The 12817-nt window shown below is 60.7% G+C and carries 10 protein-coding genes; 2 read left to right on the forward strand and 8 right to left on the reverse strand.

Going from position 1 to position 12817, the window contains the following annotated elements:
* Positions 1 to 3: 3 nt before the first annotated feature.
* The 8 genes from tssH to OSW16_RS12520 form a co-directional block, all read right to left on the reverse strand.
* Complete coding sequence (gene tssH / locus OSW16_RS12485) at positions 4 to 2601, reverse strand: type VI secretion system ATPase TssH (RefSeq protein ID WP_267823533.1); 2598 nt, start codon at positions 2599 to 2601, stop codon at positions 4 to 6.
* Positions 2598 to 3668, reverse strand: a complete 1071-nt coding sequence (gene tssG, locus OSW16_RS12490; protein ID WP_267823535.1) for a type VI secretion system baseplate subunit TssG — start codon at positions 3666 to 3668, stop codon at positions 2598 to 2600. Before tssG ends, tssH begins: the two co-directional genes overlap by 4 nt.
* Complete coding sequence (gene tssF, locus OSW16_RS12495) at positions 3632 to 5452, reverse strand: type VI secretion system baseplate subunit TssF (RefSeq protein ID WP_267823537.1); 1821 nt, start codon at positions 5450 to 5452, stop codon at positions 3632 to 3634. The genes tssG and tssF overlap by 37 nt, the downstream gene beginning before the upstream one ends.
* Positions 5452 to 5934 carry a type VI secretion system baseplate subunit TssE gene (tssE, locus tag OSW16_RS12500; protein ID WP_012314368.1) on the reverse strand — a complete coding sequence of 161 codons (483 nt, stop codon included), beginning with the start codon at positions 5932 to 5934 and terminating at the stop codon, positions 5452 to 5454. The genes tssF and tssE overlap by 1 nt, the downstream gene beginning before the upstream one ends.
* Positions 5935 to 5960: 26 nt before the next feature.
* Positions 5961 to 7463 carry a type VI secretion system contractile sheath large subunit gene (gene tssC / locus OSW16_RS12505; RefSeq protein ID WP_012314369.1) on the reverse strand — a complete coding sequence of 501 codons (1503 nt, stop codon included), beginning with the start codon at positions 7461 to 7463 and terminating at the stop codon, positions 5961 to 5963.
* 14 nt (positions 7464 to 7477) lie between these two features.
* Positions 7478 to 8011 (reverse strand): type VI secretion system contractile sheath small subunit, encoded by a 534-nt coding sequence (gene tssB, locus OSW16_RS12510; RefSeq protein ID WP_012314370.1) that lies wholly within the window; start codon positions 8009 to 8011, stop codon positions 7478 to 7480.
* A 61-nt stretch (positions 8012 to 8072) separates the two neighbouring features.
* Complete coding sequence (locus OSW16_RS12515; RefSeq protein WP_267823539.1) at positions 8073 to 8822, reverse strand: hypothetical protein; 750 nt, start codon at positions 8820 to 8822, stop codon at positions 8073 to 8075.
* Between the two features lie 742 nt (positions 8823 to 9564).
* Positions 9565 to 10116 (reverse strand): hypothetical protein, encoded by a 552-nt coding sequence (locus tag OSW16_RS12520; protein ID WP_267823541.1) that lies wholly within the window; start codon positions 10114 to 10116, stop codon positions 9565 to 9567.
* A 130-nt stretch (positions 10117 to 10246) separates the two neighbouring features.
* On the opposite strand from OSW16_RS12520, the gene tri1 reads away from it, so the two are divergent.
* Positions 10247 to 11362 carry an ADP-ribosylarginine hydrolase Tri1 gene (gene tri1 / locus OSW16_RS12525; RefSeq protein ID WP_267823543.1) on the forward strand — a complete coding sequence of 372 codons (1116 nt, stop codon included), beginning with the start codon at positions 10247 to 10249 and terminating at the stop codon, positions 11360 to 11362.
* Positions 11363 to 11585: 223 nt separating this feature from the next.
* Positions 11586 to 12209, forward strand: a complete 624-nt coding sequence (locus OSW16_RS12530; protein WP_267823545.1) for a hypothetical protein — start codon at positions 11586 to 11588, stop codon at positions 12207 to 12209.
* The last annotated feature ends 608 nt before the right edge of the window (positions 12210 to 12817 follow it).

Consider the following 12817-nt stretch of genomic DNA (forward strand, 5'->3'; position numbering starts at 1 on the left):
CGTTCAGGCCATGCGATAGGCGAAATCGCCATCGCTGCCCAACTCGATCGTCAAGCGCTCGATCGGCGCGTCCTGGGCCATGCGCTCGAGAACGTGCTGGGCAAGCTCGGGCATCAGGGTGCGGGACAGGATGTTGTCGATGTTGCGTGCGCCGCTGTCGACCTCGGTGCACCGTGCCGCGATGGCCTTGACCAAGTCGTCGTCGTAGCTCAGCTCGGCCTGGTGGTTGCGGGCGAAACGTTTGGCGATGCGCTCGAGCTTGAGGGCAACGATGCGCTCGAGGATCTGGTCCTGCACCGGGTAGAACGGCACGATGCTCAGGCGGCCGAGGAAGGCCGGTTTGAAGACGTGGTTCAGCTCGTCGCGCAGGCCTTCGACAATGGCCTCGGGGGCAGGCAGCGTCTGGGCATTCAGGCAGGTCTGCATGATGCGCTCGGTGCCGGTGTTGGACGTGAGGATGATCACCGTGTTGCGGAAGTTGATCTCGCGGCCTTCGCCATCGTCCAGCACGCCTTTGTCAAACACCTGGAAGAACAGCTCGAGCACATCAGGGTGAGCCTTTTCCACCTCGTCCAGCAGCACCACACTGTAGGGCTTGCGGCGCACAGCCTCGGTCAGCACGCCGCCTTCGCCGTAACCGACGTAGCCGGGTGGCGAGCCCTTGAGGCTCGACACTGTGTGGGCCTCCTGGTACTCGGACATATTGATGGTGATCAGGTTGCGCTCGCCACCGTACAGGGTGTCAGCCAATGCCAGCGCGGTTTCGGTCTTGCCGACGCCGCTGGGGCCCAGCAGCAGGAACACGCCGATCGGTTTGTTCGGGTCTTCCATGCGGGCGCGGGAAATCTTGATGCGCTTGCCGATTTCGTGCAGCGCGTGGTCCTGGCCGAGCACGCGTTCACCGAGCAGGGCAGGCAGGCGCTGCACGGTGTCGATTTCGTCACGCAGCATCTTGCCCAGTGGGATACCGGTCCAACCGCTGATCACCTGGGCGATGGCGCCAGCGTCAACCAAGGCGTGGACCAGGGGCTGGTCGCCCTGCACGTTGCTAAGCTCGGCGCGCAGGGCATTGAGCTGGGCGGCGTCGGTGTCCTTGGCGCTGTCCAGGGCTTTGAGTTGTTCGACCAGTTCCAGCTCCTGCTGCCACTGGGCGCTCAGGCGCTGCTCGTGCTCCTGCTCGGCCTGTAGGGCGGCCTGCAGCTCGGCCAGCCGCCGGGCATGGTCGTGGCCCTTGCCGGCTTCGTGGTCGAGCACGGCGATTTCGGCCTGCAAGTTGTCGATATGCCGACGGCAGTCTTCCAGCGCGCCGGGTTGCGACGACTGCGCCAAGGCGATGCGTGCGCAGGCGGTATCGAGCACGCTGACAGCCTTGTCGGGCAATTGGCGGCCGGTGATGTAGCGGTTGGACAGGCGTACGGCCTGTACCAGCGCTTCGTCCATCACCGCCACCTTGTGGTGCTCGCGCATCTTGCCCAGCAGGCCGCGCAGCATATGGATGGCCTTGTCTTCGTCAGGCTCTTCGACCTTGACTACCTGGAAGCGACGGGCGAGGGCGGCGTCCTTTTCAAAGTACTTCTTGTATTCGGCCCAGGTGGTGGCAGCGATGGTGCGTAGTTCGCCACGGGCCAAGGCTGGCTTGAGCAGGTTGGCGGCATCGTTCTGCCCGGCCTGGCCACCAGAGCCGATCAGGGTGTGGGCCTCGTCGATGAACAGGATGATCGGGTGCAGGCTGCGCTTGACCTCTTCGATCACCGCTTTGAGGCGGTTTTCGAACTCGCCCTTGACCCCGGCACCCGCCTGCAGCAGGCCCAGGTCGAGGGTGTGCACGGCGACGTCCTTGAGTGGGGCCGGCACATCGCCCTGGGCGATGCGCAAGGCCAAGCCTTCGACCACTGCGGTCTTGCCGACGCCGGCTTCGCCGGTGAGGATCGGGTTGTTCTGGCGGCGACGGGTGAGGATGTCGACCATCTGCCGCACTTCGAACTCGCGGCCCAGTACCGGGTCGATCCGGCCGTCACGGGCGCTTTGGGTGAGGTTGACGGTGTACTGGTCCAGGGCCGGGGTCTTGCCGCCAACCTTGCCGGCACCTGCCACTGGCGCCGAGGGGCTGGCCAGAGGGCTGGCGAGCCTGGATTCGGCACTGCTTTCGACCAGTGCGCTGAGGTTCAGGCGCAGGTCGTCGGCGTTGATCTTCTCAAGCTCAGGTGCCGAGGCGATGACCACCCGGCGCAGTTCGGCGTCGTCGAGCAATGCTTGCAACAGGTGCGCACTGCGCACCTGGCCCACCCCGTACTCGATCGACGCCAGCACCCAGGCCTGCTCGATCATGCGGGTGATGTGCGGGGACAGCGCCGGGGTGCGGGTGTTGCCTTTCTTGAAGGTACCCAGTGCGGTCACAAGTTGCGCCTGCAGGCGCTCGGCGACCACATCGTAGTGGCGCAGGATCAGCGGCAGGTCACTGTCGCTGTTATCCAGCAACTGCAGCAGCAGGTGTTCCACCTCTACATCGTAGTGGTGCTCCGACAGGCACAGGGCCGCTGCGCTTTCAGTGGCCGTGCGGCTGGTTTCGTTAAGCTTGGCGAACAGAGACTTCAGGTTCACAAGGCGACCCCATCGTAAGGAATGTGGAAGACGGCGCAACGCGAAGGCTCTGCGTCACGACCAGGGCGTTTGAGCCAGCCCAGCCAGCCCAGCGCGACATTGCCGCTGCGGCCCAGTTGGGCACGGGGCACGGCCTCGCGCTTAAGTAGCGGGGCGATTTCGAAATCAAGCTCGGCACCCACGTAAAACCGCACCAGTTCGACCAGCTTGCGGTAGTCGTCCGTGCCAGGCTGGAACCGACGGTAATCGGCCAGCGCCAGGGGGCCGAGCTCGATGCGGATGCACGACTGGTAGTCCCACACGCGGTTGCCGGCCACAGCGCTTTGGCCAAGCTGGGCGTTCTTGCGGCCAAGCTGGGTGCACTGTTCGGGCTGCAGGTTCAACCAGCGGCCGGCGAACTGCCTGACCTTGATCGGCAGGGCGAAATAAAAACCGAGCATTCGCTCAAGGTTCAGCGCATTGCGTGGCTTCTGGCTGAGCAGCCCGGCGAAGTAGCTGAACAGCTCGCGGCGCAGCACCGGTTGCTGTCGTTCGAACTTCAACTGCTGGGCGCGCGGGCCCAGCCCGACCAGGTTGAGCAGGTAGCCATCGAAGCCCGAGGTACCGTTGCGCTCGTGCTCGATATGGAATTTGTACTTTTGCCAGGCTTCGTAGAACAGCGTGGTCATGCGGTGCGAGAAAATATCGAGAAACGCGTGGGCGGCATCGTCTCGGTACTGCACGTGGCGTTCGAGCAGCAGCTCGGTGTACGGGCGAGGCAGTACGCCCGACGGGCCCACCAGGCCCATGAAAGTGACCTGCACCTCAGACAGCGGCAGGCCGGCCGTCGATACCTTGCCCTCACGCTCGAACTGCAGGTCGCTGACCTCGCTGGCCGGAAACGCCAGCGACAGCTGGGTGCGAAAACGCAGCGGGTCTTCGTGAGGCCGGGTTGCCAGGTCCATGCGCCCGGTACGGCTGTAGTGCAGGCGAAGCAGGCGCACCAATTGAAAGAATTCGAATCGGTGCGGCTCGGCTCTGGCTTGATCGATCAGACCAGGGGCTGATCGCCAGTACGTGCTGGCCATTGGACGACTCTCTTTTCTCGTTGTTGGGTACGCAGGGTCAGTTGGGTGAAGCTGTTCATCGAGCAGTACTGGCCAAAGAAGTGGTCCAGCACCATGCCGAACAGGAACACACCGCTGCCGGTGAATTGGCTTTCATCGAAGGTCAGCGTGATGCCCACGCCACGCACGAAATTCGGCCGCGGGTGGCCGATGCGCGCTACTACCGGCTCGCTGCTGATTGCCTTGATGCCGTTGATCTGTTTACGGATGGCCGACACGTTGCGGTAGTTGTACAGCGACAGCAGCTCGAGCAGCACTTCGCGGCCCTGGCTCACCAGCGACAAGTGGTTGAGCGACAGGTGCGCGATCAGCCGCCAGATCAGGCCTTTACCCAGCGGCACGCGCACCGTGGCGGTGGGTTTGCGCAGGCAGCGGATATCTTTGATCACCGAGTTGGCCGGGATGTTGAAATCACCCCGTTCGCCACCGAACGGCAGCAGCAGGGGGACGTCGCGGTTGCTGCAGGTCAGGCTGATGCTCAGGGTGTCGCTGTTGCCGTCGATCAGTTCCAGGTCGCGGTCGACCACGCGAATGCTCATCGCCGTGGCATCGCCCTGGTTACGCCGGCGGGCAATCCAGAAGCTGTTGTGCGGGTCTTGCTCGCCACGCGGCTCGAAGAATGGCTGGCAGGTGCCGACGTGGTCGATGCCACCGAGCTTGCGCACGCGCCGTACCCGGTCGATCGAGACCACTTCCGCCGCATTGTGCAGGCGAATGTCCGGGGTGACCGGGTATTCGTGCTGAGTGTGGGTGAGCTTGATCGGCTCGGCCTGTTGGCGGAACAGGTTGATGATCGGCGTGCAGTTGAGCTTGAAGTTGTTGCGACCGATGTTCTGGGCCAGCCGCGCCAGGCGCTCGCTAAGGTCGTAATCGTTGAAGTAGAAGTTGATCTCGACCTGCTCGATGGCTTTGCCCTGCAGGATGCGGGCAAAACCTGAGAGGTCGAAGAACATGAATTTGTCGGGAAACGTGAAGTACTCGTGCAACAGGCGGTAACCGAGGAATGAGCGCTCGGAATAATCCACCAGGCCTTCGTCACGGGCATAGCCCACCGCCTGCAGGGCGTCGGCGGGCAGCGCGACTTCCCGGCCGCGGCCTTCATCCTGGAAGCTGAGTGTGGCCTTGGCCAGGTTGTTGAACAGCAGCTCGTAGAGCTGGTGCATCAGTGTTGCTTCGCCATCGAGGAAAAAGCGCAGGCGGTCCAGCTCCATCTGGCCAAACAAAGCGTCGCCGGTGGCTTCCAGGCGGATGCGCAAGCGCGCCACCAGATCGGCGCTATGGCCGTTGAAGGCCGAGCGTTCCATCTCTGCGAAGGAGGCGTGTTGCACGGCCACCGGCCACAGCTCCACCGGATAGCAGGTGCGGAACTTGCACACGACGCCTTCAACGGCGTTGGCGTGCAGCTCGGTGTGGCGCGCCACGCGGTAGGCTTCGGTGACCTTCTCCTGCTTGCCAAGGCTGAGCTCGGCGATCGACATCGAAGGGGTAGGGCGCAGGTAGTGCGGGTACAGCACCTCAAGGAACGACTCGACAATCTCGGGGAACTCGTCATCGAGCTTTTTGTGCACCCGCGCCGACAGGAACGAGAACGCCTCGATCAGGCGCTCGGTATGCGGGTCCTCGCAGTTGTCGCCCTCGATCAGCAGCCGCGAGGCGATTTTCGGGTACTGCGCAGCAAACTCCTGGCCGAGGAAGCGCAGGTGCGACAGTTCCTTTTCGTAGTAGGGCAGCAGTTCGTCGAGCATCAGTTGAGGTTCTGCACTTTGTATTCCTGGGTGTTGACCTGCAGCACCGCGTCGAACGACACCTGGCGGCTGATGTCCTGCAGGCGCAAAACTGCGTCCACGCGGAAGGTCAACATGCGATGGCCGTTTTGCTGGGCCAGCAGCTGCACGCGCACCCGACGAAAACGCCGGTCGCCGGTACTGATCGCGCGCTCCAGCTGTTGCTGGATCAGCCGCCGGTCGTGCGGGTCGAGCACGCTGCGGCTGATGAAATCGGGCATGCCGTATTCGAGGATGGACCCACCGAGCTGGCTGAAACCTTCGATCTGCTCGGCGACCAGGGACTGGCGGGTATTCACCAGCACCTCCAGGTCGCGCACGATGCTCGCCTTGTATTCGGCCAGCGAGCAGGTGCGCTGCACAGCCGGCTCGGCCGACTGAAACGGACGGTCGTCCAGCAGCCGGTCGAGCAGCGAGGGCAGCAGGCGGGCCTGATTACTCATGTGTCATCCTTGAACACGCAGGCCGGTTAGCCGCGAGCGCCTTGCGGCAGCTCTGCGACCAGGCGCAGCGAAGCGGTCAGTTCGTCGAGCTGGTAGTGCGGGCGCAGGTAGGTCACGGCCTTGTACACACCTGGCTTGCCTGGCACCTCGAACACCTCGGCACGGGCTTCGCGCAGCGGGAACTTGGCCTTGGCCTCCTGGCTGGCGGTGTCGTCGAGCAGCACATAGCTGGCCAGCCACTGGTTGAGGAAACGCTCGACGTCCATGCGCGAGGCGAAGCTGCCGATCTTGTCGCGCATGATCGCCTTCATGTAGTGGGCAATGCGCGAGGTGGCGAAAATGTACTGCAGCTGCGCCGAGAGGCGTGCGTTGGCATTGGCGATGTCGGTGTTGTATTGCTTCTGCTTCTGCGCCGACTGGGTGCCGAAGAACGCGGCGTAGTCGGTGCCCTTGCAATGCACGAGCGGGATGAAGCCAAGGTCCGACAGCTCTTTTTCACGGCGGTCGGTGATGGCGATTTCAGTTGGGCATTTGAGGGCGATTTCGCCGTCATCGGTCTTGAAGGTATGGGTTGGCAGGCCTTCTACCAGGCCGCCACCTTCGACGCCGCGGATGGCCACGCACCAGCCGTAGCGCGAGAAGGCATCGGTGACGCGGGTGCCCAGGGCGTAGGCGGCGTTCATCCACAGGTATTTGTTGTGGTCACGGCCGTCGACGCTTTCGACGAAGTTGAATTCTTCCACCGGAGTGGTATCAGGGCCGTATGGCAGGCGGCCGAGCACATGCGGCAGGGTCAGGCCGACATAGCGCGAGTCCTCCGAGGCGCGGAACGACTTCCACTTGGCGTATTCGACCGTGTCGAAGATTTTCGCCAAGTCACGCGGGCCGGACATGTCGGTGAACGAGTCCCAGCCAAACAGCTCGGGCGAGGCGGCCGAAATGAACGGCGCGTGGGCCGCAGCGGCCACGTGCGAGATCTCTTCGAGCAGGTACATGTCTTCGGGGTTGCGGTTGAATTCGTAGTCACCGATCAGCATGCCGAACGGGGCGCCACCGAAGGTGCCGTACTCTTCTTCGTACACCTTCTTGAACAGCGCGCTCTGGTCGAATTCGCTGGCGGCCTTGAGGTCGCGCACCAGGTCCTTCTTCGAGGCGTTGAGCAGGTGGATCTTCAGCGTGGTGCTGGTTTCAGTCTGGTCAACCTGATACTTCAGGCCGCGCCAGGAGGCTTCCAGCTGCTGGAATTCACGGGCGTGCATGATCTCGTTCATCTGCTCGGAGAGCATCGAGTCGATCTCGGCGATGCGCGCGTCGAGCACGGCGATCAGGTCTTTGCTCGGGGTCATCTCGCCCTCGAGCACCTGGTTGACCAGCTCACCGATCAGGTCACGGGTGCGGTTGCGCTCGGTGTCGGAGCGGGCCACACGGCTTTGCGAAATGATGCTGTCGAGCAGCGAGGCCTGCGGGGCGAAGGTTTCCACCTCGACCAGGTCGGTGTCCTGTTGTGGCAGTGTTTGCTTGTCGGTCATCGTCTGGCTCCTGCTTACTCTTTGCCATCGGCGGCGGGGACGGCGGCTTCGCGACCGAATTCCTTGCCCAGGGTTTTCAGCTTCTCGGTGTTCTGCAGCACGTCCATCAGCAGCTCTTCGAGCTTGTCGTTGCCGCCCATCTTGTTGCGCAGGTCGGCCAGCTTGTTACGCACTTCCAAGAGCTTGCGCAGCGGCTCGACTTGCTTCACCACGTTCTGCGGCTCGAAGTCTTCCATGCTGTTGAAGTTCAGCTCCACGCCCAGCTGGGTGCCGTTCTTGGCCAGGGTGTTGTCGACGCGGTAGGTCAGGCGCGGCTTGATGCCTTTGAGCACGCCGTTGAAGTTGTCGCGGTCGATGAAGACGAACTTGCGGTCCTTGAGCTTGGGCAAGGGCTCCAGCGGGTTGCCGGAAAAATCGCCCAGCACGCCAACGACAAAGGGCAGCTCCTTTTTCTCGATCGCATCACCGATGTCCACGTCGTAAGTGATGTGAACCCGCGGCGCGCGAACGCGGTCGAGTTTGTGCTGGGTACTTTCCTTCTTCGCCATCGTGTTCTCCAGTGCGAGCAATTCGCTGCGAATCATGGCGCGGCCCGGCGGGGCCTGCGCGTTACAGTCCTTCGATCGTCAGCAGCAGGCGCTGACGGATTTCGTCGTTCATTTCCAGAATGTTGTCGCGGCCCACCAGCTCTTCGAAACTGGTGTTGCCGGCAATTTGCGTGCTGCTACGGATGACCGAATCGTCGGGAAGTTCCGAACGCACCGGCGAGCTGATGACGCAGAAAGGCAGGTCGCCCATGCCTTTGAGGCGTTCGAAGCTCAAGCCAAAGCGCAAGCCTTCGAACAGGCGGCCAAGGCCAGGCGACTTGCTCAGGCAGTAGAACAGCACCAGGTAGTGCACCACGAAGCGGTACAGCTCTGCGCTGCTGCGGTTGGGGTCGCTGATGACATTGCGAAAGCGCGCCAGCTCGAAGCCCTGAAAACCCACGACCCAGCGCACAGGGCTGGTGACGCGGATGACCTGCCCGCTGGGGGCCAGGACCTTGTCGTATTCGAGGGGGAACAATTCGGGGGTGGTGCTGATGAGGTTAAGCGGCACTTCCAGCTCGCTGACCAGCTGGAAAGGCGTGGCCGAGCCGATGCGTTCGTACAGTTCGATAAGCGACTGGAAGTGGCCTTGGGTTTCGCGCCCGCTGCTGCGTTGCGCCCCCTGCAGGTATTCGCCGAACAGCGTTTGCGGACGGATCAGCGGCGCCACGGTAGCGAGGTAATCGGCCGCCTGCGCCTTGAGCGCATCGGAGATTGCCCGCGTTTGGCTACGCAGCTTGATCAGTGCTTCGACATCAAACGTCTCTGTCATCGGTACATCGTCCATGAGCCTTTTGAATCGTCCTGATACGCCGCTGGCGTGGACTGGAAACTCGGTACTGGCACATGAATATCGTGTTGCCAGTAATGCCGTGTAGGGCACCCCACGTTGGAAGAAGTTCCTGTGAGGGCCGCGATTTTTTCCCTGTTTGTGACGCAGCGCAATGATGTCGCATTGATATCGGTCAGGGGTTTTGAGTGCGTAAAATCTGGGCTCGGGCCCGTGGGGAAGGGGCTTGAGGCCTGTGAAAACAGCTGAAAAAGAGATTGGAAAATATTTTGCAAAAGGTGAAGCAGGTCGCATTTCTGGGTGGCCCTGGTGGTGCTGCGAGGGCTTTACCACGGGCCTTTCAATGATGGCAATGCGACGGAATACGCCGCATGTGGCAGCCTGGAGCAAGGTGTTCATACTCCAGCAACCGCATAGTTGAGCTGCGTGTTCGGCAGGATGACTGGCACGGGCTGCGCCCTTGATCGCCGGCAAGCCGGCCCACAGGAGGGTGAGGTGTGGGCTTTGGATATTTGACCCAGGCCGCTATTGGCACGCTGGTCGCAACCGCTTGAGCGTCATGTGCGCCGACGATTGTGGCACCGCTTGCCTGGTTCTTTTCCAGTATTGATGAGATTTGTCCAAGGGCAGTCCACCCCTGTGGGAGCCGGCTTGCCGGCGATCACCGGCAAAGCCGGTGCCATCCCACCTCGACCGTGCCGTTCGGCGGCAGGTCGTGGCGTTGCTACCTACCGTCCACCTGGACGCAAATAGTCTTCTCCCCCACAACTTTGCACGGCCAATGGTCGTTGATGTAGGAATCGGGCGTAAAGCATATGCGCTCATCGTTCACCCAGAACATCTGCCATGCGGAGCCTGAAATACGGAGCTTTGGGCAAGACCAGTAGCCCTTCGCAGAGAGTGTGGCCGTGGTCGCAATGATCATGGCCGGGGCAGCGCAGCACATTATCGCGAACATCAACTGCAACGACCGGATTTCGAAGGTGTGAAGCCTGGACTTTTTGGGCGGGTCGAATTTCTGACCGGTCCATACCGCGAAGGCGCAGACAACGAGCGAGTAGGGCGTCCCCGGAATCGCCGCGAGTACGAAAAAACTCATGAGCGGCGTCTCCACAACGGGTGCATTTCTGTAGAGGCGCCCATAAAGCGGCAGCAGTTCGGTCCACAGCACGTAGAACGCAAGTGCGCACACCGCTAGCATGCACAGCGCAAAGCCGATGGCCACGCAGCGAAAGAGCAGCGGGGATCTGACATGGAGTTCGGGATGAGATTTCATGATGAGGTCAGCGTTCCTTGCTGTCCTTGATCGTTGATTTTGCCAGAGCCTGTCTGGCGGTGTTGTCAGGGGCTGACCAGGTCAGCAAAATGGGCCGATGGATGAGCGCAAGCCTTTGCAAGGAGCCAGCATGATCGACCTGAGAAGCCCGGACGCAGTCCTGAGCGAATACGCCCAGCGTTACATCGACCTGGTCCCCGACGTATCCCCCCAGTTACAGCAACGCATGGAGTACGTATACGATCCAGACCCGCCCATATTGCCACGCATCAAGCCAGCCTGGCTTAGCGACAGGCCTTGCACGCTTTCACGCGAACAAGCACTCGACCGCGCACAGGGCGCACTGCTGGGCCTGGCAATCGGTGATGCGGTGGGGACCACACTGGAGTTTCAGCGCCGCGGTCAGGGCCAGGTTACAGACATGGTCGGTGGTGGCCCGTTCCGTCTGGCGCCCGGCGAGTGGACCGACGATACCAGCATGGCGCTGTGCCTGGCCGATACTTACGAGGCCAAGGGCAGGTTCGATTTCGCGACTTTTGCAGATGCACTGGTGCGTTGGTACCGCCAGGGCGAGAACAGCGTCAACGGGCGCTGTTTCGACATCGGCAATGTCACTCGGCGCGCGCTCGAAGGGTGGGAAGCTGAGGGGCTTGCTTGGCAAGGGAATGCCGAGCCCTCGTCTGCTGGCAATGGTTCGCTGATCAGGCTTGCGCCCACTGCCATTTTTCGTCGCCACTCGCTCTCGGCGACCTGGCGAGAATGTGCCACACAGAGCCTAGTCACACATAGCGCGCCCGAAGTACTGGAGTGTTGCAGCCTGTTCGGCGCGCAGTTGCATCTGGCACTCAATGGCGCCGACAAACACGAGGCGCTGGCAGCCAAAGTGCGCCCGCTGAAATCTCGGCCGCAGATCATCAATGCTGGCGAATACAAGCTCAAATCACGAGAGCAGATTCGCTCTTCTGGCTATGTGGTCGACACCCTCGAAGCAGCGCTCTGGGCGGTTTGGCACACTGATAATTTCAAGGATGCGATTCTGCTCGCGGCCAACCTTGCCGACGATGCCGACAGCGTGGCCGCCACGGCGGGGCAGTTGGCGGGTGCCTTGTACGGGGTATCGGGAATGCCGCCCGAGTGGGTAGCCAAGGTGGCCAGGTCGCACCGTATAGGTCACTTGGCAAGCCGCTTGTTTGAGCATTCGCCGGCAACTGACGAACTCGATGAGCTGGTGTATGCCGACAACTGATGCTCAAGCCTTCCTCTGGTGAGCGGCTCGCAGAACGGGATCTTGCGCCACGTCGTTGAGGTACGAATCACTCCCAGGTTTGCTGCTTTCTACAAGGGGCTTCGGGTTGGGGGCGAATAGGGTGATTTATTAGTAGGTAGCAAATAGACTTATGTTTACCACGGATAGATTTTTTGCAAAGATTTGGTCGGCCTGGACGCTGGTCGTAATAGTCACTGTACTTATGATCGGTCTGAACCCAACGCTTTTCGCTATACCAGCATTCATTGTGGTGGTCGCAATGACGCTGTGGTGTATCCATTGTGCTTATCGGACTGAGTACTTTGTAAGCTTCGCGAATTTGCGCGTGTTCTTCAATGTGTCGTGTGCGCCAATGTTCGCGTCGTTGCTGATATTGGGTATTACGTTCAAGAAAATGAAGCTGAGTGCGCCAGCGTCGTTGATGTTAGGCCTCGCGCCTGTCGTGTTGGTGTTGTTGGCCTACGCGGCAGCTTATTACTGGCGCAGCAAAAATGACATTCTCCAATACAAAGGGCGCCGCGTTGAATCCATAGAGCCGCCTCAGCAAGTTAGTTGGTGGCAGGCAGGTTTGGCCGCGGGCTTGAGCAGCGTAATTTACCCCCTGATGAAAAGTCATGACGTGCCGGCCACCGGGTTGATCTATTTCCTTATGCTCATCTCTGTGTATATGGTTTTTTATAATCGCGACAAGATCAGTGCGCTCAGAGACCTGAAAGCGCGCGAGGCGAAGGAAAACGGTCATTACATTTTCATGGACATTGAGGCTATTCAGAGCATGCGGGCTGCCTCGTGGCTGGGTAGGCTATTTGCCGTGCGGGCGCGCTAATGTTCACTGTTGCAGGGAGTCATTATTCTGACTGATGTTCTTTCAGTAGCATCTTCATGATTGGCCCCGCCATCGTTGGGGTTGGCGCTGGCTGGAGCGCAGGTGTCACTATCTGGCTGGCATGACTGAAGAAGTGATTTGCACAATTACCATGTCGTTATATATGGTTTTTTGATCGCCACAGTATTGTGCTTGACCTGTTGCCACGCCCTGAGTACCACCACGCGTGATGCAGTCAGTATCCAAAATGTGAAAGGGGGGGGCTTAACGTTCCGCTATGTTGCAGGAGGGTCAAGCTCGTTTAATAAGGAGCCGCAGAGAGATTTCGTGGCTCCTTTTCTACAGCTGGTTAGCGACTGTCAATTTGTACGCATACATTCTTGTCCCCGATGCGCTTACAGGGCTGGTTGTCGTTAGTGTAGAAATCAGGCTTGAAGCAGTACCGCGCATCGTTTACCCAATATACCTTCCATGCTGATCCGGAGATCAGCAATTTTTGACACGGCGTGTACCCCTTTACCCACAAACCAAGCGTTACAAGTACAGCCAGTGCTGGCGCTATGCAAATCATTGACCATAATGTCAATTTGTAAGATTGATACTGGAAT

The sequence above is a fragment of the Pseudomonas putida genome, assembly GCF_026625125.1.
In the GTDB taxonomy this organism is placed as follows: domain Bacteria; phylum Pseudomonadota; class Gammaproteobacteria; order Pseudomonadales; family Pseudomonadaceae; genus Aquipseudomonas; species Aquipseudomonas putida_X.